Genomic DNA, 25,130 nt, shown 5'->3' on the forward strand with positions numbered 1-25,130 from the left:
ATGCATCAGCCACTATAGAGCATGCGTCAGTCACTATACAGCCGTTAGGTTACGTTAAGATGACATCGAGTGTGGATATCGAATTGGTACACCAAATGAATCAGCCTAATATATCGCCTTAAAAACCCATTAATAGAGAGGTTTTATGATTACTTTACGTCAACTTGAGTTTGCTTTAGCAGTGGCCAAGCACCGTCACTTCAAACGTGCAGCAGAAGACTGTAATATCTCACAATCGGCACTGAGCTTGGGTATCGCCGAGTTAGAAAAGCAACTGGATACGCAGATTTTTGAGCGTAATAATAAGCAGGTATTGATTACCCCTATCGGTGAAGACATTTTAACGCGGGCGCAGCGAGTTTTTTCTGAAGTCAATGATTTGACCACACGCGCCCATAGCCATCAATCGCCGCTGGCGTATCCGATGACTGTCGGTATCATTCCAACGATTGCGCCTTATCTACTGCCAAAAGTCTTACCTGCCCTGCGTGCTCAATATCCTGAGTTTCGTATGACCATCGTTGAGCAACAAACGGAGCGTTTGCTAGAGCAAGTGCGTTACGGTCATATTGATACGGCTATTATTGCGCTGCCTTATGCGGTCGATGGTTTGCACAGCTTTGAGTTTTGGAGCGAGGATTTCTTTGCCGTATTCCCAAAAGATGATGTGCATGCCAAGCTTGAAACCATCAACGCGGATGAGCTGGCTACCGCCAATCTTATGCTGCTCGGCGAAGGGCATTGCTTGACCGATCAAACCCTTTCTGTCTGTCATTTTGACCGTGCACAGATGAAGTCAAGCTTTTCAGATGCTAGCTTAAACACCCTTATACAGATGGCACTTGCCAATATGGGGACGACATTGGTGCCAGAAATGGCGCTCGACCAGCTGCATCTGCAGAACCAAAATGCGGTAGCCGTACCATTAGCAGAAAAAGGGCCACACCGCCATATTGCTTTTGTCACCCGTCTAAATTATGCTCGTGTCGATGACGTCAACTTATTAGGTAAAGTGTTTAAGCAAGCATTTGAAGATGCTGCTAATAAAGAATAATCTGTTGGTTGTAAATTGCCAGCAGTTATCAAACGAAGGTTAACAATGGACGATTTGTCGCAACTAAATACTGAGCTTGGTACGATTTTTACGCAGCATTTATCTGCTATGTGTAACCATATCACGCTAGAGCAAGTGAGCATACTTTGGCAAGATATCGCCATGCGTTATAACGAGCCACAGCGTGCTTATCATAGCTTGCAGCATATTCAGCAGTTGTTTGGGCAGTTTGAGCAGGTTAAGGATAATTTGCATGAGCCGAATATCATTGCGTTAGCACTGTTGTATCATGATGTGATATATGAACCGACGCGCTCAGATAACGAGCTTAAAAGTGCAGAATATGTAGTAGAGTCATTAACGGGTTATTTAAGTGCAGAGCAATGCCAACATATCTACGCGTTGATTATGATGACGGCTAGTCATCAAATTGACAACTGGTCAAACGAAACTAAAGAGAGAGAGAAATACAGCGATGCCGCTTATTTACTAGATATGGACTTAAGTATTTTAGGGTCATCTTGGTCGGTGTATGAACACTATGCTCACGCCGTACGCCAAGAGTATGCGCATGTCTTAGATGGCGATTATCGCGTCGGACGCATGGCAGTATTAAAAGAATTGCTGGCACATCCAACGCTTTATCTGACAGATTATTACTATGAACGTTTAGAGAAGCAGGCTCGAAAAAATATTGAGCACGAAATTACGCTTTTACACGCATCTTAATAAACAGCTCACTGCCCTGCCGTGCAGGATGTGAATTATAGCTTGGCTCCATGATTTCAATATCAAAATGCTGCTCAAAATGCTGCTGATATTCAGCTTTTGTGCCGCCAAACGGTGGTTCTTCTCGTCCAAAGTCTTTATCAAAGAGCAAACCAATCAGCTTACCATTCGGTTTTAGTAACGCTGCCATCTGCTGCACATACTCGTCACGGCGTGATGGATTTATCGCACAAAAAAACGTCTGCTCAAGCACCCAATCAAACTGATACTGCTCAGGCGATAACTCAAAAAAGTCGGCACAGATTAAATGCTCAACTGGAAAGTTAGGATAACGCTCAGCAAACGCTGCAATCGGCGCTGGGGCAAAATCAACCAAGGTGACATTGGTAAATCCTTGCTCATGTAAATAACCTACTTCGTAAGCATTGCCCGCACCCGGCACCAGAATCGCTTGCTCTTTGGCAGATTCGGGCAGTTGGTCAATATAAGCTTTGAGCGGTGGCGATACCTGTCCCATGTCCCAACCGATACTGTCTTGCTCATAACGCTGCTGCCAAAGTTCCGCTTGATTGACGTTTTCCATATGACATCCCTGAAGACAAAATTATTATTTAAACGACACGGTTTATATCGTTATGTCTTATCATATCAGGCTTATTAGAGCGTGTCTCATTTTAAAGATGGTGATGAAAATGAGGACATGCCTTACGATTATGGATATTATTCAGATAAATCATTTAATCTAATTTTCCCGTCTTCCCTGCCAGCATATCGTGCCAATACTGATAATCAGGCATCGCATTCGCTACCGCCTGCCAAAAATCCGCACTATGATTAGCATGGTGTAAATGACACAGCTCATGGACGATGACGTATTCTGTGCATTCAATAGGATAAGCAGGCAGATACACAGATAACCAAATTCGGCGCGCACGCGTGTTACAACTACCCCAGCGCGTATGCATTTTTTTTAGGCGTATCTCATTGGCTGTCGCACCGACAATCGGTTGCCACTTTGCAAATAATGCAGGTATCGCTTCAGAAAGATGTTGCCGATGATAGGCAAGTTTTTCATCATGGTTTAAAGTGAACGGTTGCTTTGTACCCCACAATAGCAAGGTACTATCAGCAGTTAAAGCTTGCGCTAAAGGACGTTGTTGCCGCTTATACTGCTCTAATACTTGCGGATGGTTTGCTATCGCCCATGACACGCGCTTAATCACAGCCTGCGCAGCTTGTGCTGGGCTAATAAATAGTGGTACAGATACCAGTAATTTATGCGGTTTTAAGCGAAAGTTGATATTTTTAACCTGCTTTTTGCTGATATGTAGCTCAATACCTGCTTGCGCCAAACAATGTTTAGCGCTGTCTAATAAAATAGACTGATATGCTGGCGGTACATTCATGCTCAGAGCGCTTGCAGATGATTATCAAAGGACATCATATGGCATTGACTGTCTTTAACAATAGCTTCATTTGTAATGACGATGTCTGAGTTTGCTATAGATAAATCATTGACCGTTAATCTGGTCAATTGACCTTGACCATCACTAACGATAAAACCTGATTGCTCATTATTATCTTCTGCTTTTTCAGTATTATTATTAGACAATACTGCTGCACCTGCACAATCTGGCAGGCTAACATCATCAATCAATGTACGAGTATTTAAATCGTAAATCGCTGCACAACCGCCAATTGGTGTGGTCACGCATAGTAGGTTACGTGCACTATCGACCGCTACACTGGCGATATACTGATGGAAGCGCTGCCATTGATCATTGGGCATAATAAGAGGTTTAAAATCCGTATCACCGCGTTTATGGGTCAATACTAACGGCACATTGATATGTTTTTCACCTTGGAATTGAATTCCTATCATCACCGTTCCATCGCCATGCATGGCTAGGTGACGCACGCTCATTTGATTGTGCTCAGGCATAATCTGCTCAAGTAAAGCGCCAGTATGACGATTAAGGTAAACCAATGAAGGACGCATACTGTCTAAATTGAGCTCTTCACGTGACGCTTGCTCGGTTTTGATACCGCCGTTAGCGATCACTAATGTCTCGCCATCAGGATGCATAATCAGCTCGTGCGGACCGATACCATGCGAGTTGTACTCTGCTATTTTTTTATAATTATCGTAAGCATCGTAGATACCGATTTTACCATCCAAACTTATGGTGTCATTCTCGGTCACATACAGCAATTCACCGTCTAGGCTATAACAAGCGTGTCCATAAAAATGACGGTTGTTTGCAGCGTTAATGGCGAATTTTACTTGTCCTGTCGCAGTATCAAACACCCAGAATTTTTCGCTCGGACGGCGCCCCATCACCACGACGTCACGACTGCTATGATTCTTCATCGTACTATCTTGATCACTAAGCACAGGCTGAACGACAATATCATGGACACGTTCAGGCATGGTCGTTTGCCAAACGATTTGTCGATCAGCATCAATACCGACCACACCAAAATCATTGTCATCACGCTGCTCATCATTTGCTAATGCGCTATTTTTTGGCATAGACGCCACGCCGCTAACCCAACAAATGGGTCGCGTCAGTACGGTGGTGGTATGTGCCGCGCTAAAGTCAGCGACGCTATGATGGTTGGTATTATTCCTATCATCTAGCGATAAATGATAAGCGTGTTGCCATGCAGTAGCGGCTTGCTGACAAGCATAACTAAACCGTGCTAGCTGGGGTGTTGGTGTAGAGTTTAACGACTGCAACTGCGAACGTATGCCTACGACATAATCCTGCAAGCGGGCATCAGGCTGACGCTGCTTGCGATAACGATGATGAATACCGACAAGCGCTACGGTACCCATTATAGTAGAAAGCATCGTCAATGCTGATGTTGCCAGCAGCTCATTATTAGACTGCTTATCTTCTGGCTGCGGCTGTGATTTTTTTGCTGTCTTAGTATCGATAGAGTGCATTTCTTAATCGCCATCAGTACTGTTAAAGCCCACACGGATACCCAGCGCCGGAATCAATTGGCGCTTAATAATACGTGTAATAGTCGTGAGGTGATCATACAGCTCTTGTTGAGTGGCTTTATCGGCAGTCCCTAAGTCTTCTGGCATTTGTGCTAATAATGTAGTGGCATCAGCAAGCGCGGTCGATAAATTATCTGCTACTTCATTTTCATTATTGCTGCCCAAAATAGCGGTCAAAACGGGATCTGTCAGTGCTTCATTCAATGTCGCCAATTTAGCATTGATAATGGCACGGCTTTGCTCTGCGGTAGCGGCTGGCAAATGACCTTTTGCCTTTCCTGTTAAGCCTAACGGTTGATCGATGGCATTAGACTTCATGGTCTCAACCAACGAGAGTAAAGAATTAAACCATTGATTCAATCCTTGATCGCTGTCAGCCGTTTTATCAATAGCTAATAGACTAGTGGCATTTTGCTGCCAGTTTTTCTCAATATCTTTTAGGCGCGTGCTCAAAGCACTGCTTGCACTAATCACATAAGCACATTGAGCAGCATCCAGACTGTCATTGGCATATAACGCTTCTTCTAATCCTGGCACCCCTTGCACGATGGCACTCTCGTTAGCCAATTGCTCGGCAGTGAGCTTAGGATTGGCAGCGATTAGATCGGCAACGCCACTGTGTACCAGACCGCGCTCATCAGGATAGTAATTGATATATAAATTACTCATGCTGGCGGTCGCTGGACCAAAGTTAATCATCTCAGCGCCTGCCCATGCTTGTGCGAGCACTAGCCATTGATCGCGCAGTGCTTGCAGCTCATCACCGCTGACTGGTGCTTGCTGACAATGCTTTTGTGCCAAATCATGCAATAAATCACTCTGTTTTGCGGCATCCGCATAGGCTGGAATGACAATGTCATTTGCCACATGGGTCAAATAGGTCTTTTCGGTCTCGGCACTAATATCGACAGCGGTAATTTTATCTCCCCTACTATCTTTTTCTGCTGCGCTTGTAGATGCCGCATTGTCTTGCGCAACTTTTTGGCTATCTACTTCTGGCGCTTTATTGTCATCAGCCGGTTTAACACAGCTGATCAGCAAGCCTGCGCTTAAGGCCGATAAGGCCATCGCTAAAGCATGGTTTATTTTCATAAATTTCTCAATGTTATTATTAATAATGGTTTAAATTCTAATCTTTACAAGCTTTAATCTCTAGTGTCTGATTGGGCGGATAACCTTATCAACACTTTCTTATTTTCTCAGTTATTACTCAGTCATTTAGCATAGGTAAATGACATTATCTCTATAATGACTGTAAGAACGCATTCAATTCAGAACGACCTTGTTTGTCGAGTTTGAGTACTTTTTGCTGTTGCTTTTGGGCTTCACCGCCGTGCCATAGCACCGCTTCCATCAACGTACGGGCGCGACCATCATGCAAAAATGTTGCTTGTGGATCGACCGTTTGCGCCAGACCAATGCCCCATAAAGCAGGCGTACGCCATTCATAAGAATTGGCTAAAAACTCAACTTGGATATTTTTTGCGGGTAATTTTCCAGCAATCGTGCGATCGGCAAGATCATCACCCATGTCATGTAATAGCAAATCCGTATAAGGATAAATCACTTGCCCATGCTGCTCAAGATGGTCATCGTCGGTTTTTGGCAACTGATATCTTGGCGTATGGCAACTTTGGCAACCCATATCATAAAAGCGTTTTTTGCCTGCGAGCACTAGCGTATCGTCAGCATCACGCCGATGCGGTACTGCCAAATTTCGCGTATAAAACTCCACAAACTTAGCCACTTCATCATTGACTTCGACGGGCGACTTACCATTGCCTTGCTCATCAGCCCCAGTCGTCGCATTCATACAAGCCGTCTGTGTCGGCATACAGGATTCATGAGGACGGATATTTGAGGTCAAGCCCATGTCTTCATTAAAAGCACTTTGGTTTTGGGTGATAAGCTTGGTTTGCCCTGCTTTCCAGCCAAAGCGTCCAAGGGCATGCTTGCCAGTCTGTGGATCCATCACCCAGTTGAACTTACCACTGATATCGCCATTCGTACTGTTTTTATTATCAACCGCTTGTTTTTTAATCGCTTCATCTGGTATTTGCTCAAGTAATCCAAGCCCAATCATCGGTAAAGCCACTCGCGGCGACACCATCAAATCATCATCAAACGCACCATAACCCGGTTTGGTTAAATTAAAGGTGGGCGCGCGCAATGTTTCGATATGACCATCTGCAAAAGTAACGGGCTTGTCTGTCCACTGCACCGCAATTCTGGCTTCAGCAGGCACACCTTGAATACCTCGATCTTGTAGCTGACCACCATACATAGGATGAACGACTTTTTCGATAAGTGAGTTTTGCAGTTGCTGACGCTGCTCATCGGTGGTCGCTGGCATCGCAAGGCGAATAAGCAAGCTATCGGCATCGTCATCACTGGTCATAGGTGCATGACCGCGACCGTCCTTGACATGGCACGACTGACAGGCAGCAACATTGAACAATGCGCCCAGACCATCGCGGCTGTCAGTGCTGGCAGGGGCAATCACCCACGGCTGCCGAAAGAACGCATTACCAATAAAGAAATGCCCTTTTCGTGATGCCGTCAAGTTTGATGAAGGTTTAGAGTAACTCTCAGCGCTGCTAATACTGATTCCTGTATCACCACCTTGCTTGACCTCTTGCGGATCAAAGCTTGCCAATTGCTGCATTGGTACGCCAGCGAGCGTTTCGATGGTTTGGAGGCGTTCAGGTGTTAGCGTTGGGTTGTCAGCATTATTAATGGCAGATTTTTCGTTTTCAGAAATATCATCAGACACACTGTTCGTCGGCTGACAAGCACTAAGAGATAGCACGCATAGAATACCAAGCGTTGGCTTTAACAGGGTAGTTTTGCTGACAAAAGACGCATAAAAAGAGGCAGGGGTTTTGGCTTTGAAAATATTTGTGGTGTTCATCGTCGTGTTCATAAAGAGTACCTTAGTTCTAATCTAGAACCATTAAAATCGCATGCTATAAAGTGTTTCACTTCTAGTCGATAAGGTACAGCAATGTAATGACGTACTGACCTATCAGGCTATTTTAATATGGTAAAAAAACACGCTGCCAACGGTAGTCGACAACGTGTGTATTATACCTAAATTATTTTTCCATGAAAATAATTCTCATTAGCTTATAACGACTTGTCAGGCATTATCGATCACTGCTATGTCAATCACTGCTATGCTTGCTGTTAAGCCAGTAAATTCGTGATCGGTTAAAACTGCGAACCTGCGTCAGCATCTAAATTGTCAATACCGACCGCTTTTGCCGCATTTTCGATACCAGCTGTCAGCTCTTGTAAGCTAGTGATACTATTTTCAATCCAGCTACGACGGGTATTTTGCTCTTCAGCTGAAATACCTTGTTTGCTTACTTGACCAGCGGTGGCAATCATTTGATCAACTTTGATGCCTTCTTTTTCACCTTTTTCAACAATCACATTAAAGGCGGCTTCTACCTTAGCAAAGTCAGTAGCCAATTTATCAGCCGCTTCTTTGTTGTTCGTATCGACTAGATAGTTTTTAACACCATAGCCACCAACGCTCTTACCAGCGACTGTCTTATAGTTGCCGTTAAAGACATTTTGGATACCACGGGCATTGTTGGCATAGCTTAGATGGGTCAAATCACTGAAGCATTCGTGCTCATCTTCGGTAGAGCCCGTTACAAACGCAACCTGTATACGCTCAGAAGCAAGCTCACCCAATGCTAGGCTGCCCATCTGATACATGATTTGGCGTAGACCATTATCGTATTTGCGAGCCATCAGGTCGCTACGTAAGGTATTCTCACTCTCAGGCTGCCACTCAGCTTCCATTGCAGTCAAATCATCAACCAATAATTGAGTCGCTGCTTTTAAGAATGCGCCACGACGCTCACATATACCAGCATCTTCATTGACCGTCTCACCGCTGGTACATTGACCTGCTTCAGTCGCATAATCAGTCACTGGACGATTACCTGCCCCTTCGCCAACGCCGTTGGTATCTTGTCCCCATAGCATAAACTCAATCGCATGGTAGCCGGTCGTCACATTGGCTTCACTGCCACCAATCTCATTCATTTCTGCTAATAGCTCAGGGGTGATATTACTGGTATCTTGTTTGATACTACCAACCGTAATGCTATCGCTATTGATGATATTGTCTTGGCTATTGTATTCACCTTCATAGCCATCACTAACGTAATCAATCAGCGCCTCATCAAGTGGCCAAGCATTTACCTGTCCTTCCCAACCATCGATACTACCGAGAGCTCGTTTATCATTGGCTGTCACAAAGCCTTCATCAAAACGGAAAATCTCAGTTTGCGAATACGGCTGGCGCGCGGCTTTATACGCCGCTTTTGCCGCATCAAGGTTTGCTTGGGTTGGTGTTGTCACATATGTCTCTACTGCTGTTTGCAGGGCTTTAGCAGTATCTAGCGAATCTTTATAGGCCGCATGCGCCATGTTGGCATAGCTGATCATAAGTCTATCGGTATAAGCTTGATCAACCGCTGATAGTTTCGTCGTATCTGCAGCGGTTGTGTCTTGCACAGCTGTTTGCGTATCGGCAGCGGTAGTGTCCGTGTCTTCCTTGGCTTGCTTAGTACAACCCGACACCATTAACAACCCTGCAAGCGCAGCAGCTAAAGTAGTTGGTAAAATCTTACGGCTCGTTACTGTGGTAATCGTCATACATATCCTCAAAAAGTATCGCAAAAGAAAAATGGGCTTTGAATAAAGAGCATTAGGGCATATCTTCATTTTAAATAATGCTGATAAAAATGAGATGAATGACAGTCAAATGAGAAAAACAGCACACATAATATCAAAATATTGACCAGAATTTGATACTATTAGACAAAATTTAGCTATTTTTAGTCCATTTAGAAAAGCCTCAAATGAACTGACAACCTACCCTAGTAGAAAAGCCTCAAATGAACTGACAACCTACCCTAGTATCGCCACAATAACAAAGCTTTGTAAATTATAGTGTTATTGATAATCATTATCAATATTTAATTAATATTAATATAACCATTTAGCTAACAATTGTTTTATAAATGAAAGCATCAGAAATATTCTATATTGATTCGAAGCTAACGGAATCCTGATACCTAAAATCATTTTTAATTTGAAATCTAAATATCAGGCATAAAAAAAGGCCAGTTTATCACTGACCTTTTTTAACACTATAATGACAGCTAAACCATCGTATGAATTAACGTACGTTGTTTGGCGCATTGATGGTTAATTCAACACGGCGGTTTTGCTGACGACCATACTCGGTGCTGTTATCAGCAACTGGACGAGATTCACCATAAGCGACGACATTGATACGGCTAGAAGCCACACCGCGTGCGCTTAAATAGTTGGCTACTGCATAAGCACGATCGCGTGACAGTTTCATGTTATAAGCATCAGAACCTTTGCTATCAGTATGACCAGCAACCGTTATCGTGTTTTGGTTATATTCATTTAGCGTTGATGCAAGCTTATCAAGCGTTGGTCTAAATGATGGGTTTAAAGACGCATCATCAAATGAGAACGTGATGTTGCCTGGCATTACTAGGTCAATATTACCGTTCGCATTTGGCGTAACGGTTACACCTGTACCAGCCATTTGCTGCTCAAGCTGCTTGGCTTGACGCTCCATGTAGTAACCAACACCAGCACCCAAAGCTGCGCCAATCGCGGCATCACGACCTGTGTTATCACCACCTGTTGCTTTTGAAATTGCGCCGCCGCCTAAAGCACCTGCCAATGTACCAATGGCAGTTTTGTTCAAGCGTTGTTGTCCAGTGTTTGGATCAGTAGCACAACCGCTAAGAGCTAGACCTGACGCTACTGCTGCAATCATTAATGTATTACGCATAATATTTCCTCTTAAGTTTAAAAAATTATAGACAAAGTGTGCTTTTTATAAATATTTTCTGTTAATTCCATCTAAATGCTGAATATACACTCGTCATTATTATGGCAATTACAATCTAATCATGTGTAATATTTTGTCACACCTGTGTATGAGAAGTGCAGAATGATTTAATGAGACTTTCACAGTGATTGGATACGTTTGTGTTCTCACTTTTAACTACCCATTAGCGCAAGGTGTTATCACAAGTCACGTTTACACTCGTACACTCTGAACCGTTTCTGCTAAAATTGTGCAATAAAACTGGCAATGAATCATTTATATACTAATAAGACTGACCGAAAAGGATTTAGCATGCGATTGACATCTACTATTCGAAAAATACACGAACGCAACCCTAAGTTAGGCAAAGCCGTTTCACTTGCGACAGCGACTGGGGTTATTGCAGCCAACAGCTTCGGTGGTAGTATTCCCTTATGGTTAATGGGTGTCGGCAAAGTCATCACTGGTGCTCCTATCGCAGACAAAGCGGTCATCAAAATCGCGACTTATTGGATCAGTAGCAACAGTGCCTTGATCGATGACATGTTGCCACGTAAAGATTGGCGCATCAGCTTACCCGATGACGTTCACATCAATGGTAAATATTTGCTGGTCAGCAACCATCAGTCTTGGGTCGATACCAGTATCGTGCAGTACATTAGTGAAAAACGCTTGCCATTGACACGGTTTTTTACCAAATTTGAACTGATTTACATTCCGATTGTGGGTCAAGCCTTTTACTTTTTAGACTTCCCAATGATGCGTCGGCATTCTAAAGAAGCCGTCGCTAAAAATCCTGCTCTACAAGGCAAAGACATCGAAGAAGCCAAACGCGCCTGTGCCCTGTTAAAAGACAAACCTTTTACTTTACTGAATTACTTAGAAGGTACGCGTTTCACCAAAGCCAAACATGCAAAGCAACAGTCTCCTTATACTCATTTATTGAAGCCACGGGCAGGCGGCCTATCTTTAGCCATTAACGCGCTAAGCGAAGACATCGATGGCATGCTAGATATGACCATCGTTTATCCTGATGGTGTACCAAGTTATAGTGATTTGTGGAAAGGTAACATCAAGCGTTTGGGCGTCGATGTGCGTTATATTGAGATGCCTGATGCATTATTTAACGGTATTAAAAATGGTGGTTACGAAAATGATGACGCGGTAAAATCTCAAATGTTTGATTGGGTAGAGCAAATTTGGCAGCAAAAAGATCAGCGTATTACCGATATGTTGGCTGAGTTTGAAACAAACCCTAAAGCTCCGAATGCTTAGAGACATCGTTAACAGAGCAACGGCATACAACAGTGAATTACTTTAAGTCGTTTTATAAACACGATTGAGCGCTGTTGTTTAAAATGCGAATGCTAGATGTCAATTCGTAAATGCTAACTCGTAAATGATAATGCGTAATTATAATGAAAGATGGGTTGTTTTTTGGCTCTATTCATTGATAATGTGAATAGTCATGAGCCCATGACTTTTTGACCGTTAGTGACTTGATAGCCCTGTACTATTTGAGCCGCTTATTTTTCGTGCTATTTATCATTTATAAGGTTTGACTGTGCCCGCTTCCTCTTCTACTAGCCTGCCTCTAGACTCAGCGCCTGTATCCAATCAGCCGCCTAATAATACGCTGCCACCGCCAAACCGACCAACGCCAAACCGACCAACGCCAAATCGCTTAAAACTCACTTACGATATCGTGATGATTATTGCCATCAGTATCGATCTATTATTGATTAGTATTGATGCTATCTTGATGAGTAGCTTTAGTAGCAATGCCGCAGGATGGCTCAGTATTAGCGATGCTCTCAACTGGTATCAAAATACCTTACATGAGCCTTTACGTACCGCTGGTGGGTTTTTTACCCTATTTTTGATCTTTGAGCTACTGCTACGTTGGTCGATTGCGATAAAACAAAACGTCTACTATCGCTGGTTCTTTTTTCCTTTTGTCCATTGGTATGAGGTATTGGGGTGCTTTCCGCAGCTGCGTGCCTTACGTTTATTCCGAGCGGTTATCATTGGGCGACGCTTATACCAGCTTGGTTACCAAGTGCTGCCGCAGCCATGGATCAATCGGATTAGGTTCTATATCGACTTATTATTAGAAGAGCTATCCGACCGCGTCATATTGACGACTATTCAAAACTTTCGGCAGCAACTGACCGATCCTAAAACGCATAAATCTTTTATTGAATCAACGATAACTCGTAATCGTAACGAGATTGAGGCAGCAGTACTGTCGATACTGCGCACAGAGCTAGCACCAAAACTACAGGAGTTGACGGCAGCATCAGGTGGCGGCAGTATATTAGCCAGCGAGATGGGCAATGCTATTGAAGAGGGTTTGGCCAATACGCCTGAGCTGCGTCGCTACCTACGCATGATACCGATTGCCGGTAGCTTGATTGAATCACAGCTGCAACACGTCGGTCACAATATAGGTGAAAACGTCGTTTACGCACTGAATAAACGCCTTCTAGACCCCGAACGCCTCGATTCATTGATGGTAGCAATTGCCAACGGCATTGCCAGTATCGATACGGATAATACTGCGTTAGATACCTTGATTTCGAGTATCATTGATGACAGTTTGACTGAATTTGAAGCGCAGGTAAAAGTGCAGCAGTGGAAGCATCAAGAGATGCTTCATCTATAATCCATACTGCTAATAGCACGCCCTGCCTACAAAACATTAGGCTTGGCAAGCAAATGAATGGTATGACTTGATAATAAAAACAACACCGTGGATACAGCGACAGAATTATCTCTTGAGGATTTATATATGACAGTTTCAGACAACGACAGCCAAGGCTCGAGCGCCGCACCAGCATTACCAGCATTGGCATTTTATGGCAAGATGCTGACTTTTTCACGTTTGCAATTTAGCACAGATGATTTAAGCGCGATAGACGCCCAGCTTGCCGCAACGCTTAGTAATAAATCTAGTAACATCCCCATCCTTATCGATAGCGAGGTTGAACAAGATCTCTCAGCATTGGTAGAGCTTTTATGGTCGTGGGGCTTACAGCCTATTGGCGTCGTGACCGGTACACTAGATGCGCAAGCCCGTGAGCAGCGATTGGCCATCTTCCCTGCTGATGGCAAACGTATTGAGCGTATATTACCTAGCAAGAAAGCTGCAACGCAAGTAAGTAAAGCTCCCGATCATAAGCATACAGAATCAGCCAGCACCAATTCAGACAGTACCAATGATACTGCAGCCATCAGCGAGTCAAACACAGAAACAACGATAGCACACGCCACAGCAGAGACATTGGTGAGCGCTGAGCATATTACCAGTTTAATTTACGATCAAATGCTACGTTCAGGACAAAGCCTGAATCACGTGGGCGGTGATTTGATTTTGACCAATAGTGTCAATAGCGGGGCGGAAGCGATTACCGATAATAGCTTGCACGTTTACGGTCGTGCCCAAGGTCGCTTGGTTGCTGGCGCTACTGGTGACAAAGATGCCCGTATTTTTTGTCAAGTTTTTAACCCTTCTTTGGTGTCAGTAGCGGGAACTTATTGCTTACGAGACAACTTACCTGAGCACGTGATTGACAAATCTGTACAAGTAAGATTTGTCGAAGGTGAAGGCTTAGTATTTACGGTAATGGATGACGCTTAAATCTTTTGCCGTTAATAACAATAGATGCGTCCGTGATTTTTATAAATGTAGACAGGCTAAGCCGATTTTCATCATACATGACGCTTATCAAAAAACGTTTATTAGAAAATCTCAACAGTAGACGTTTAGACAGCGCACTTAATATTATAGTAAGTTTATTTAACAAAACTGTTCTATGATGAATCGCTAGCTCTGCCACTATCTACACTACTCGTCAGCGTCTATTTTATTATTCACAATAGGCAATATTGACCAGCAAATTCTAGGTAGCAACGCTTTGTGATCCATATATAAGCTGTTTTTCTGATTTACTATGGACGTGCTATAAATTTTTGTTTATTTATGCTAGGCTACCTTCGCAGGTAGTGTATATATAGCATGTGAATAATGTGCAATTGCGCTATTTTTTTATATAAAAGATATCCCATTGATTCATAGGAGTGTGCCATTGTGGCGAAGATAGTTGTAATCACTTCAGGTAAAGGCGGTGTGGGCAAAACCACGACAAGTGCCTCTTTTGCCGCAGGTTTAGCATTGCGTGGCTATAAGACAGTCGTTATCGATTTTGATGTGGGTCTACGTAATCTAGACTTAATCATGGGTTGTGAAAACCGAATTGTTTATGATTTTGTTGATGTCATCACTGGTAGCGCACGCTTGTCGCAAGCACTGGTCAAAGACAAACAGCTTGAAAACTTGTATATCCTACCCGCCAGTCAAACGCGTGATAAAGACGCCCTGACAGACGAAGGGGTGGCAGAGGTCATGTCTGAGCTGTCTAAACAGTTCGACTATATTATCTGTGATTCACCAGCTGGTATTGAGCGCGGTGCACAACTCGCCATGTATCATGCTGATGAAGCGATCATCGTCACTAACCCTGAGATTTCCTCAGTGCGTGACTCAGACCGTATTATCGGTATCTTGCAAAGCCAGACCAAAAAGGTTGAAGAAAACCAAGGCTCTGTACGTGAGCATTTGATTATTACTCGTTATAATGCCGAGCGCGCAGCAGCCAACGAGATGATGGACATTGATACCATTTCAAATGATATCCTAAAAGTTCCATTACTTGGGGTTGTTCCTGAAAGTCACTCAGTGCTTGAAGCATCTAACCATGGTGAGCCAGTTATTCATTATACCGATTCAATTGCTGGTCAATGTTATGATGACATCGTCGCCCGCTTCTTAGGTGAAGAACGCCCACTACGTCATATTGACGTGAAGAAAAAGAGTCTATTACAGCGCTGGTTTGGAGGTCAATGATGACGAAGAAAAAAGGATTTTGGAGTAGCCTATTTGGTACTGACGACAGTGGTAGCGCAGGTAGCGCTAATATGGCTACTGAGCGTCTTAAGGTTATCGTTGCGAGCGAAAATCGCTTAAACAACCGCTTAACAGCTGATCGTATCGAAAAAATGAAACGTGAGATTTTAGAAGTGGTCAACAAATACGTCAATGGCGTACAGATTGATGATGTGAATATCAATCATCGTTCTGAGGACAGCCTAGACGTATTAGAGATGAATATCAGTCTACCTGAACACAAAAAATAAGCGCTGTCTTAGAAAAACAAAAAAGCCCTAAGTATCATAACTTAGGGCTTTTTTATATGGTATGAAATAGTAGGTTTACCTATGGCAGCCTACGATTATTTTGAGACCATTATTTTATACGCGCTATCAAATTGTCTTTTTTGACAAACTGATGATATAGAGCAGCACCGATATGAATAAGTGTAAAGGCAATAATGGTCGGCCAAATAATATCAGTATGCAGGTCATTATAAAAGCGTGCCAACTCTCTATCTGGTGTGACAAATACAGAGATTTGAAACAAGCCAAAAATATCGACGGGGCGTCCACCATAAACGGACATCAGCAAACCAGCTATTGGCATTGCAATTAATAAGGCATATAAGCCAAAATGCGATAGTTTAGAGGCTAATAACTGCCACTTTGGCATCGGTACAGGTGGCGGCGCCTTAATAAATACACGATTAAGCACCCGTGCTATCATCCAACATAACAAACTAATACCAAACGCTTTATGCAACCCAATATAAAGATTGTTATCCAGATTATCGTACAACAGAATCATTATCCACGTAACCAACAGTAAAACGGCACTGATCCAGTGAAATATCCGGCTGCTGACTGGCCACTTTGACACATTTGAATTGCTACTATTCATGAGCTATCCTATTACCCTCATCACTAATTATCTATCATCAATGTTATTGACAAAATAACCACTCATTCAACGATTAGCAATCATCAAAGTAATTGGGTAACCCTATTTCTCTGATAGTAGAAATAAACCCCGATATAAGCGAGAAGCTAACTGTCTAAATCGACCAATTGATGCGCAATTTTATCTAAGTCGGGCACCAAATAAGCCTTATCATCGATCATAACCGTTTGGAAAAGATAGGATAGCATAACGTTTTCATCAAAAGGTAGGGCTGTTTTGTCGCTGTCTATATTATCGGCATGCTTAGGGCTGTTAAATTGCTCAGGAACGTCAGTATCTTTAACCTCAGAAATACGCACTTGTCGGTGGTGCAGCTCGCCTGCCGTTTGTAAAGCTAAGCGATGATCGGTAGTATTGCCCTCTAATACAATCATGGTATCTGGCATTTGATCCTGTGGTAGCAGATGACATACTACTATCTTTTGCTGCTGCCATTCATAGGTTGCCGTGCGCTCATTATAATCATCCACACTCAAAATCAGGCTGCTTGGAATAAGCCAATCAGGTTGGTCAAATGCTGGCACAATAGTGACATCAAGCATACCGTTATTTGTGGTCAGTAAGCTCACTGCCTCAAACGAATGTTTCAAAATTTGTTTCATACATCGCTCACAATCAGTTAATGCAAAGAGGCTACTACTAATCTTTCATCAATATAGTCTGTTAGTTTTTGTGCTAAATCCGCTGGACTGCCAATAAAACCACAATACCCTGAATCAATAATCGCCTGAGGTTGACTTGGGCAAGCGCTTAAGCTGGGATCTTGCACCCACAATTGACTGTTGTTTTCTTGAATGAGATCCAGATACTGCGAGCCATCATTACCCATACCAGAAAATATAATATTGATAAGCTCGCTACCATAAACGTCACTGGTGTTTTTGAGAATCTGACCAATCGCGGGCTTATACTCACCCTCCCAAGCTTGCTCTAGCAATATGACTCGACCGGTAGAGTCACAAACAATCTGTTTATCAATAGGAGCTATAAGACACTGGCCTGCTCTTAAACGCTGCGAAGAAGTAATCACCTGACAATGCCAGTCATTATGGCGATTCAGGATGCGTGGCAGTGTGCCAATCATCGTTTTATTAAAATGGTGCGCCAGTAAAATACATACCGGTAGCGTCGCCGACAAGTTATCCAAAAATTCTTTTATAGCACTCGGCCCGCCCATAGAAGCACCCAAAAATACTACGTAGCGCCAGTCTGCATCAGCATTATCAGGTTTGTGCACGGGTGCATCCATTAAAACGGGTAATGCCAACATATGTGCCAGCTTACGCTTTAATTTGCGCTGCCATTTGGCATATTGCGGCGCTTCATTTAGATAAGGTGCTTGACTAAAACCCACTAACACCGCAGCAGGTTTAGATGCCGTAGTCGCGGCTACCACACTGTCGTCGTAATCACTATCTATTAGCCAGATGTCAATCGAGGTATCAGAGCTCCCCTGTTTTTCTTGCAGTTGCGCCCGTGACATACAGCCAACAAGGCTAAAACCACAACTGCGTACAGTATCTGAAAAGGCCATACGCTGATGATGGTCTTCTGCCACTACCATCACCTTAATATCGTCCTTGTTTTTTCCTCTTAGCGCCAAAACACGTGCATTATCCTTCATAGGTTAAGCTGACCTTTTGACCCAGTATGTGCTGGATTTTATTAAGTAGCTCTTGCTCTTGGAATGGCTTACCCATGTAATCATTCACACCAATCTCCAGTGCACGCTCACGATGCTTTTCACCTGTACGTGATGTGATCATGATGATTGGGATATGTTGTAAGCGCTTGCTGTGTCTCACTTGAGTAGCCACCTCGAAACCATCCATGCGTGGCATCTCAATGTCGAGCAATATCATGTCTGGTATCATGTCTTGTAATATCTCAATCGCATCGATACCATCTTTTGCCACCGCCACAGTAAACCCTTGGCGTTCTAAGAAACGTGACGTCACTTTACGTACGGTAACAGAGTCATCAACCACTAAAATAGTAGACTTAAACTCTAAACGACTCCGTTTAGAATCAGCAGATTGCGAGATATTTTTGACCAACTGCGCATTACGCATCAAAGCAATCAGGTCTAAGATAAGCATTACTGAACCATCGCCCATGATAGTCGCTGCTGAAATACCTGGTAGATTCGATAACTGTTGTCCTAGAGGTTTGACCACGACTTCAATACGTGACCCTGCAATCTGATCAACCTGCAATGCAATATTCTGTCCGCTACGATTCTTAATGATAATGAGTGGCAAACTGGTATTGGTATTAACGACCAGCTCATTCAGTTCGTTGCCTGACAAAATCTCATTTAAATAACGCACTCGATAATCAACATCTTCAAAGTTTAACGTTGCATCACCTGACTGATAATAGTCATAAAGCTTCTCTGGATTAATCCGTACCACACGCTCAATCTGTACCAAAGGTATAGCATAATAACGATCCGCGGCACGCACAACCAATGCATCAGATACCGCAACCGTCAGTGGTAAGCGCATCGTAAAGCGTGAGCCTTTGCCCAACTCTGAGACAACCGATACAGCACCACCTAATTGACGAATCTCGCTGATGACCACGTCCATGCCCACGCCACGTCCAGAAATCTGCGTCACTTGCTTACTGGTACTCAATCCAGCATGGAAAATATACTGCATGATATCAAGATCAGTTAGGCTATTATCATTTGCATCAATCAAGCCTTGAGAAATGGCTTTATTACGAACGGCTTCTACATCGATGCCGCGACCGTCATCTATTAACTGAATGACAATCTCACTACCTTCTCGATTTACCTCAAGAGTAATACGCCCACTACGCTCTTTACCTGCTTTTAAACGCGTTGAGGTATTTTCGATACCATGATCGACGGCGTTACGGAGCATATGTTCAAGCGGTGAAGTGATGCGCTCTAGAATGGTTCTATCCATCTCATCATCGGCATTGATGATCGTTAATTCAACAGATTTATTCAGCTCATTGGCAGTTTGTCGTACGATACGCTCAAGACGTGGCGTTAAGCGCGTAAACGGCACCATGCGCGAATTCATAAGCCCATCTTGTAACTCGGTCTGTGTACGAGACAGCTGTAATAAAAGGCTTTCACTGTCTCGTGTTTTTTCTAATAGAGTATGATTAATATCAATCAAATCTGAGGCTGACTCTGTCAAAGATTTGGATAACTGATTTAAAGAAGAATATTGATCCATCTCTAGAGGGTCGAACCCTTCGTGATTAATCAGCTCATCGTCTATCTGCGACAAGATCTGCGCCTCAAGCTCGATTTCCATTCGGCGTAACTGATCAGCCAAGCGCTGTACCGTAATACCCATATCTTCGATACTATTGGTCAAGCTACTCATGCCCATATCGATACGAGCACGGTTGATGGCTGACTCACCAGACAGGTTAATCATATGCTCGATCAAACCACCTGAGATACGAATCATCTCGTTATTATTGGCACTCTGATCTTCCTCACCCGTACTGCTGAGCATAGAGGGCATCTCGCTAATATCTTTTGCCAGATACTGTGAGTCTTGCTGCTCTCTAGCAATAAAGAGCGCTTCATGCTGCGATTGTAGGGATTCTTTAGGGATTTGCTTTAAGCTGTCAGGATTTTTACTAAATTGCTGCAATGCCTCAATCAATAGCGCAGGCGTCGGTGGATTGACATGTTGTCTAAGGATAGAGATCGCATCAGCAAGCCAGTCATGACTGGCAACCAGCAACTCCAATACTTTTTTGGTAGCAGGACGACGATTATCTACAAAATCTGTATAAACCGATTCCATTTCATGTGCCAGATCAGCGATACCAGCTGCGGTGACCATTCGTGCGCCACCTTTGATGGTATGCAAATCACGCTGCAATGCCTGTAATGCTGTTGTGTTATTGGTATCTTTTAAGAACAGTTGCAGATACTTATTACGATTGGTGAGCTCCTCAGCCTCTTCTAAAAACACCGACAATATATCAGGATCTGGCAAACCATTCGCCCATGACTGTTTAATCATCATGTCTAGGCTCAAGGTATCAGATACGTCAGCGCTGAGGTGAGCGTTGTTAGTCACCCTGCTTTGTGCTTCAGGTTCGAAGTGAGTTTTCGGAATAGGTATGATTAGCTCTACCGTTTCTGGCAAGGCTTGGGCTTTTACAAACTGTTGTAGTTGCTCAATCAGCGCTGAGGCAAAAAATGATTTTTTATGATTTACGATATGCAGTACTTGCAACGACATTGTGTCTTGCACTATTTGCATTATTTCAAGCCATTGTGCTGTCGGTATTCTTCTATTTTCTACGAATGCTTCATAGACACTTTCAGCTTCATGGGTCAGATCACCAATACTACGAATACCTGCCATTCGCGCACCACCTTTGATAGTGTGCAGATGGCGCTGTAAAACTTTTAGCGCATTTATATTGCTGATATCAGTACGCCACTTATTAAAACTCTCATCCAGCGCGGCATCGAGCTCTTGAGCTTCTTCTAAAAATATCTCTAATAGCTCAGCATCAGTATCAATAGATTCAAGCTGTAGTTCAGGTGCTGCAACGGCTCTCACGACAAAGATACCCTCATCACCATGGCTATCATCGTCTTGGTAAATACGTTGTAGATCTTCAATAACTTGTTGGTCAATCTTCAATGACGTGCTACCAGCCAATGCATCGAACAAACCAACCAGTTGAGCATGACCAGCGTGTAAAACCGACTGGGTATCGATATTTCTTACCGTATCAATATTATCACTCAAATAGGCATAAGCGTGACCCAACTCATTGAGAATAGAGGTGAATTTTGGAAACGCTTCTGCTTTATTGGCTAAGTAAGCTATTTGCGATATTTGCTGCGATATATAGCCCTGAACATGTGCTGTCTCAGAGTGATTAAGTGCGTCATCTAATTCCCACTCAGCATCCAATAGTTCATCAATATTACTGTCTAACAACTGCTCTATCGTTGGTTTGTTATCAGCCGTGACCTTATCATCGCTAATGACGTATTGCTCACCAAGCATGGCTTGCAATGAGGCTATGTCTTGCTGACTTTGTGCATCTTCGATCGATATATTTTGCGGCTGAACGTTTTGCTTGTAGTTGTTTAAATAACCGTCCATTAGCGTAGCAGACTTCGCCAATGCTTCTAGATGTTGAGCATTCATGGCAGTATCTTGCTGCTGTAGTAACTCTAAGCTATGCTCTATCGTTGCGCTAACCTCGCTGATCGCTGCTAAAGCGCTAGAACCTGAAGCCCCTCGCAAGGTATGAAATGCGCGTACAATCTCATCCGTCACTTCAATATAAGACTGATCTTGATGCTCATCAACGAATTGGTCAATATCTTGCCACAGTCCTTCTGCTTCGTCGATAAAAATCTCACAAAACATTTTTTCTTCTTCGCTTTGCGGTGCTAAATAAATAGGCGCTTCTGCTATCATTTCATTGACAGAATTAATCGTCTGCAGCGTGGTATCTATCGCTGTATTAAGATTATCTTGGGTCGGGCTATGCTCATCAATAGCAGACGATAGTACTGACGCTTGGATGGTCTCATCCTCAGAACTATTTGATGCTTGCTCATACAAGGCAGAATAGCTAAATTCGTCCCCTTGCTGTTTGCTATAAGCATTGGCGCATGCGATCCATAAAGGCACCATCGCTGGATAATTTTGGCTGTCATTTTCAAATACTGTTAGCATCGCAGGATAGGCAGCTAGCACATCGGCAATAAGCTGACGCATATCTGCTGAGACAGCCACACTATGATCCAAAATGCGATTAAGCATATTTTCTATAGCCCAAGCCAGCTCAGCCGTATAATTTGCACCGACCATACGACCGGAACCTTTTAAGGTATGGAACCCACGACGAATATCCACCAATCCGCTTAAGTCAGCTGGCAATAATCGCCAATCTTCATATAAAGGTACAATCTCAGCCAATACTTCGTCAGCTTCTTCTAAAAATATCTCTTTAATATCAGGATCGGCATCATGAGCATCTGCCGCTAGCTGCTCAGTTTCTTGCATAAAGGGTTTGAGTATCGCTGGAATATCAATAGCAGATAAGGAAGCAACAGCAGTGCTCTTCGTACTATCAGCAGTTGTCTCGTTTGACTCATTGCTCATGTCGAGAGCAGTTAGCAGTTCAGCATCATCATCAAATGGATGCGATAGTTCTAATGCTGAGTCTGAATCAGCAGTGACAGCATCTAATATGGTCAGCCCAGCATTGATAGGTTGCTGTGTCATGAGATTATGGCTTTGTAGAATAGTAATAGCAGGATCAAAGCTTGGAGATTGTTGCGCTTCAAAATCTATCACTAATGCTGGTAGCCGTTTTGCCGTATCCATCACCAGATTTACGACGTCATCTGTAACAGGCAGCGTTTTATCTAACAGACGATTGAGCAGATTTTCGATCGACCATGCCATCTCGCTGATGCTAAAAGCCCCAACCATACGTCCTGAGCCTTTTAAAGTATGGAACCCTCTACGCACCTCAGTGAGTGGGGTTAAATCCTTTGAATCTTGCTGCCAAATAGGTAAAAAGTCTTCTAAATCAGCAATGACTTCCGTCACCTCTTCGATAAAGATGTCACGAATCTCTGCGTCCATCTCAAAATTATCAGGCTTAACTTGTTCACGAGCACGCGTTAATGCGTCACTCTCCGTACTATCACCATCAGCCGTGTCTTGCCCTACCACACGCTCATTATCTACATCAGTCAAAGCTTGGTTAGCAACATCATTTTGACTACTAGCAGGAGCAATCTCGCCACTATCATCATAACGCAATACGTTGGTCGCTACGGATTTTTGGGTAAGGAAAGTGTCTTTAATGGTCTCTGGCGATGCAATATAGTGAGTAAGAAGTTGGGCGGCAGTCGCAGTATACTCATTTGCCCGCATTAATAGCTGCTGGTCAAAAACCTGCTGTGCAAGGTAATCAAGCAACAATTCAATAGACGTTAGCCCTTCAGCCAATGCCTGAGTCACATCCCAACTGAGTACGTCAATCTCATGAATGGTCAATTGTGTAAATATGCTTGACATATCATTCATGGTTTGACGAATTGATGGCAATCCCATGTCGGCAAAAGCATCACCAATATCGGTAAAATCAGCAGCAATGGGCAGTAAGTCAATGTCTTGACGCTGTACATATTCATGGAAGCTTTGTTTGACATCTTCTACCGCGATGCGCAGCTCACGTAAACTTCCACCAACAGAAGCCGTCGCAGGACTTTCTTCCGACTGCGTTTCAATATCTTCAAACGTTGCAGACAATGCCGTAAAAGAAGCGGCGTCCCCTATTTTGAGAGATATCGTCTGTTCGGTATGATAGATAGCGTTATATAGCTCTTGAAGCTGACGCTCAATCTGCCATTGTTCTTGCGCAAATCCTGTTTCTGATGATAGAGCCTGCTCTATGTCTGTAACAATTGCATGTATTTGCGACACGTAATAAGTCCAACCTCGACCTTCGAGTTGACTTTGTATTTTCTGTAAAGGAACGAGAAGTGTGTCTGGCTTATCCAAAGTAAAGATAAGTGTCTCAAGCTCACTGAGTATACGTGGTAAAAAACGTGGTCCCGTTGACGACGTTTGCGACAAATCATTTAGGAGTGACTGAGTGCGCTTGCTACTTTGAGCAAGGCTATTTAGTTCGATATACACTCTTATGATTAAGCTTCGAATAACGCTTGATGACAACTCAGCTTGCTGAGTGCGAGACTCTATTACTTGATCCAGCTGACTTAGCAATGACGCATAATGCTCAGGTAATGGGGTATCATTATGAGCAAGGTCATTTAGCCACAGTTCCGTTAAGTACCAAAGGCGTTGTAAGTCATCATGTTGAGTGGTCTGCCATAAGTATTGGCTGACTCTTTCTAGTGTAGTCAATAAGGACGGTTGATTGGTATTGGCACTCAATAACGCTTGTACTTGCTGTCGCCAAACCAGTAATAATTGTTGATAGTGATAATCAGCTAAATGCGTCGCCGTTCTATTCGCCGGCATCATCACTTCGATGCTATTGATACCGTCGATAATATGATCATCGATAGCATGATTATTTAGATTCTTATGCTGAGTATTCGCCAAGCTGACCGAGATATCTGGTGCTATCCCTAGTTTCGCTAGTGCTTGAGTAAGCTCCTCAGCAGCATTATCAATTAAAACGGTGTTGTGATTACCCATACCTGCGTATTGATTCAACTCACGCTGTAGCAAGCGATGAGAAAACTGACCAATGCGGCGGTCGTTAGCAGAAATACTATCGCGACTGCTAACGTCTGCCAGCAAGCTCAGTTTATTGGCAAGATCTGCTAATAAATTAAGGCGAATCATCGTTAGCGCGCCACCAACCTGATGATAATGTTGCACCATCTGCTCGTAATCAGTGCTATCAGCGTCTAACTGCCAGCCATCAGATATCTGTGATAATTGCTGATTAAACAGTGGTAATAACCACTCAAGCGTCACTATGTCATTGGGCTGGTTTTTCATAGGGTTATCCTAACTTGTCTAGGCACTAA

The 25,130-nt window shown here is 43.3% G+C and carries 18 protein-coding genes; 7 read left to right on the forward strand and 11 right to left on the reverse strand.

Going from position 1 to position 25,130, the window contains the following annotated elements:
* Nucleotides 1-145: 145 nt before the first annotated feature.
* Nucleotides 146-1,054: a hydrogen peroxide-inducible genes activator gene (locus JMW94_RS02545; protein ID WP_201600593.1), complete on the forward strand. Its 909-nt coding sequence runs from the start codon at nucleotides 146-148 to the stop codon at nucleotides 1,052-1,054.
* Nucleotides 1,055-1,099: 45 nt separating this feature from the next.
* Entirely contained in the window at nucleotides 1,100-1,783 is a 684-nt protein-coding gene (locus JMW94_RS02550) for a hypothetical protein (protein ID WP_201600596.1), read from the forward strand.
* Here the strand turns inward: JMW94_RS02550 and JMW94_RS02555 are convergent.
* The 7 genes from JMW94_RS02555 to JMW94_RS15055 form a co-directional block, all read right to left on the reverse strand.
* On the reverse strand, nucleotides 1,761-2,366 hold the full coding sequence (locus JMW94_RS02555; protein ID WP_201600599.1) for a methyltransferase domain-containing protein: 606 nt from the start codon (nucleotides 2,364-2,366) through the stop codon (nucleotides 1,761-1,763). The two genes, JMW94_RS02550 and JMW94_RS02555, sit on opposite strands and share 23 nt — an antisense overlap.
* Nucleotides 2,367-2,520: 154 nt before the next feature.
* Nucleotides 2,521-3,189, reverse strand: coding sequence for a M48 family metallopeptidase (locus JMW94_RS02560; protein WP_201600602.1), 669 nt, complete (start codon nucleotides 3,187-3,189; stop codon nucleotides 2,521-2,523).
* Between the two features lie 2 nt (nucleotides 3,190-3,191).
* Nucleotides 3,192-4,733: a DUF1513 domain-containing protein gene (locus JMW94_RS02565; RefSeq protein ID WP_201600605.1), complete on the reverse strand. Its 1,542-nt coding sequence runs from the start codon at nucleotides 4,731-4,733 to the stop codon at nucleotides 3,192-3,194.
* A 3-nt stretch (nucleotides 4,734-4,736) separates the two neighbouring features.
* Entirely contained in the window at nucleotides 4,737-5,885 is a 1,149-nt protein-coding gene (locus tag JMW94_RS02570) for an imelysin family protein (RefSeq protein WP_201600609.1), read from the reverse strand.
* A gap of 151 nt (nucleotides 5,886-6,036) precedes the next feature.
* Nucleotides 6,037-7,716 carry a di-heme oxidoredictase family protein gene (locus JMW94_RS02575; RefSeq protein ID WP_227685386.1) on the reverse strand — a complete coding sequence of 560 codons (1,680 nt, stop codon included), beginning with the start codon at nucleotides 7,714-7,716 and terminating at the stop codon, nucleotides 6,037-6,039.
* A gap of 287 nt (nucleotides 7,717-8,003) precedes the next feature.
* Nucleotides 8,004-9,467, reverse strand: a complete 1,464-nt coding sequence (locus JMW94_RS02580) for an imelysin family protein (RefSeq protein WP_201600622.1) — start codon at nucleotides 9,465-9,467, stop codon at nucleotides 8,004-8,006.
* Between the two features lie 526 nt (nucleotides 9,468-9,993).
* Nucleotides 9,994-10,647 (reverse strand): OmpA family protein, encoded by a 654-nt coding sequence (locus JMW94_RS15055; protein WP_055124860.1) that lies wholly within the window; start codon nucleotides 10,645-10,647, stop codon nucleotides 9,994-9,996.
* 351 nt (nucleotides 10,648-10,998) lie between these two features.
* Here JMW94_RS15055 and JMW94_RS02590 point away from each other — a divergent pair, with 351 nt between their 5' ends.
* The 5 genes from JMW94_RS02590 (at nucleotide 10,999) to minE (ending at nucleotide 15,882) form a co-directional block, all read left to right on the forward strand.
* Nucleotides 10,999-11,961 carry an acyltransferase gene (locus JMW94_RS02590; RefSeq protein ID WP_201600625.1) on the forward strand — a complete coding sequence of 321 codons (963 nt, stop codon included), beginning with the start codon at nucleotides 10,999-11,001 and terminating at the stop codon, nucleotides 11,959-11,961.
* A gap of 361 nt (nucleotides 11,962-12,322) precedes the next feature.
* Nucleotides 12,323-13,351: a hypothetical protein gene (locus JMW94_RS02595; protein WP_413786178.1), complete on the forward strand. Its 1,029-nt coding sequence runs from the start codon at nucleotides 12,323-12,325 to the stop codon at nucleotides 13,349-13,351.
* Between the two features lie 126 nt (nucleotides 13,352-13,477).
* A complete protein-coding gene (minC, locus tag JMW94_RS02600; protein WP_201600631.1) occupies nucleotides 13,478-14,326 on the forward strand; it encodes a septum site-determining protein MinC in 849 nt (282 codons plus the stop codon).
* A 450-nt stretch (nucleotides 14,327-14,776) separates the two neighbouring features.
* Nucleotides 14,777-15,592, forward strand: a complete 816-nt coding sequence (minD, locus tag JMW94_RS02605) for a septum site-determining protein MinD (protein WP_201600634.1) — start codon at nucleotides 14,777-14,779, stop codon at nucleotides 15,590-15,592.
* Nucleotides 15,592-15,882, forward strand: coding sequence for a cell division topological specificity factor MinE (gene minE, locus JMW94_RS02610; protein WP_055124765.1), 291 nt, complete (start codon nucleotides 15,592-15,594; stop codon nucleotides 15,880-15,882). Before minD ends, minE begins: the two co-directional genes overlap by 1 nt.
* A 109-nt stretch (nucleotides 15,883-15,991) precedes the next feature.
* Here minE and JMW94_RS02615 read toward each other — a convergent pair whose 3' ends face one another.
* The 4 genes from JMW94_RS02615 to JMW94_RS02630 form a co-directional block, all read right to left on the reverse strand.
* Nucleotides 15,992-16,519, reverse strand: a complete 528-nt coding sequence (locus JMW94_RS02615) for a cytochrome b (RefSeq protein WP_201600637.1) — start codon at nucleotides 16,517-16,519, stop codon at nucleotides 15,992-15,994.
* 146 nt (nucleotides 16,520-16,665) lie between these two features.
* Nucleotides 16,666-17,181, reverse strand: a complete 516-nt coding sequence (locus JMW94_RS02620; RefSeq protein ID WP_201600640.1) for a hypothetical protein — start codon at nucleotides 17,179-17,181, stop codon at nucleotides 16,666-16,668.
* 17 nt (nucleotides 17,182-17,198) lie between these two features.
* Nucleotides 17,199-18,203, reverse strand: coding sequence for a chemotaxis protein CheB (locus JMW94_RS02625; RefSeq protein WP_201540113.1), 1,005 nt, complete (start codon nucleotides 18,201-18,203; stop codon nucleotides 17,199-17,201).
* Nucleotides 18,193-25,101 (reverse strand): Hpt domain-containing protein, encoded by a 6,909-nt coding sequence (locus JMW94_RS02630; RefSeq protein WP_201600655.1) that lies wholly within the window; start codon nucleotides 25,099-25,101, stop codon nucleotides 18,193-18,195. Before JMW94_RS02630 ends, JMW94_RS02625 begins: the two co-directional genes overlap by 11 nt.
* Nucleotides 25,102-25,130 lie beyond the last annotated feature (29 nt).

Origin of the sequence: Psychrobacter immobilis (assembly GCF_904846185.1) — a bacterium.
GTDB lineage: Bacteria > Pseudomonadota > Gammaproteobacteria > Pseudomonadales > Moraxellaceae > Psychrobacter > Psychrobacter immobilis_B.

Bases quoted from the DNA above. Each gene is read 5' to 3' on its own strand.
- JMW94_RS02545 (WP_201600593.1), top strand. From the start codon at position 146: ATGATTACTTTACGTCAACTTGAGTTTGCTTTAGCAGTGGCCAAGCAC.
- JMW94_RS02550 (WP_201600596.1), top strand. From the start codon at position 1,100: ATGGACGATTTGTCGCAACTAAATACTGAGCTTGGTACGATTTTTACG.
- JMW94_RS02555 (WP_201600599.1), bottom strand. From the start codon at position 2,366: ATGGAAAACGTCAATCAAGCGGAACTTTGGCAGCAGCGTTATGAGCAA.
- JMW94_RS02560 (WP_201600602.1), bottom strand. From the start codon at position 3,189: ATGAATGTACCGCCAGCATATCAGTCTATTTTATTAGACAGCGCTAAA.
- JMW94_RS02565 (WP_201600605.1), bottom strand. From the start codon at position 4,733: ATGCACTCTATCGATACTAAGACAGCAAAAAAATCACAGCCGCAGCCA.
- JMW94_RS02570 (WP_201600609.1), bottom strand. From the start codon at position 5,885: ATGAAAATAAACCATGCTTTAGCGATGGCCTTATCGGCCTTAAGCGCA.
- JMW94_RS02575 (WP_227685386.1), bottom strand. From the start codon at position 7,716: ATGAACACGACGATGAACACCACAAATATTTTCAAAGCCAAAACCCCT.
- JMW94_RS02580 (WP_201600622.1), bottom strand. From the start codon at position 9,467: ATGACGATTACCACAGTAACGAGCCGTAAGATTTTACCAACTACTTTA.
- JMW94_RS15055 (WP_055124860.1), bottom strand. From the start codon at position 10,647: ATGCGTAATACATTAATGATTGCAGCAGTAGCGTCAGGTCTAGCTCTT.
- JMW94_RS02590 (WP_201600625.1), top strand. From the start codon at position 10,999: ATGCGATTGACATCTACTATTCGAAAAATACACGAACGCAACCCTAAG.
- minC (WP_201600631.1), top strand. From the start codon at position 13,478: ATGACAGTTTCAGACAACGACAGCCAAGGCTCGAGCGCCGCACCAGCA.
- minE (WP_055124765.1), top strand. From the start codon at position 15,592: ATGACGAAGAAAAAAGGATTTTGGAGTAGCCTATTTGGTACTGACGAC.
- JMW94_RS02615 (WP_201600637.1), bottom strand. From the start codon at position 16,519: ATGAATAGTAGCAATTCAAATGTGTCAAAGTGGCCAGTCAGCAGCCGG.
- JMW94_RS02620 (WP_201600640.1), bottom strand. From the start codon at position 17,181: ATGAAACAAATTTTGAAACATTCGTTTGAGGCAGTGAGCTTACTGACC.
- JMW94_RS02625 (WP_201540113.1), bottom strand. From the start codon at position 18,203: ATGAAGGATAATGCACGTGTTTTGGCGCTAAGAGGAAAAAACAAGGAC.
- JMW94_RS02630 (WP_201600655.1), bottom strand. From the start codon at position 25,101: ATGAAAAACCAGCCCAATGACATAGTGACGCTTGAGTGGTTATTACCA.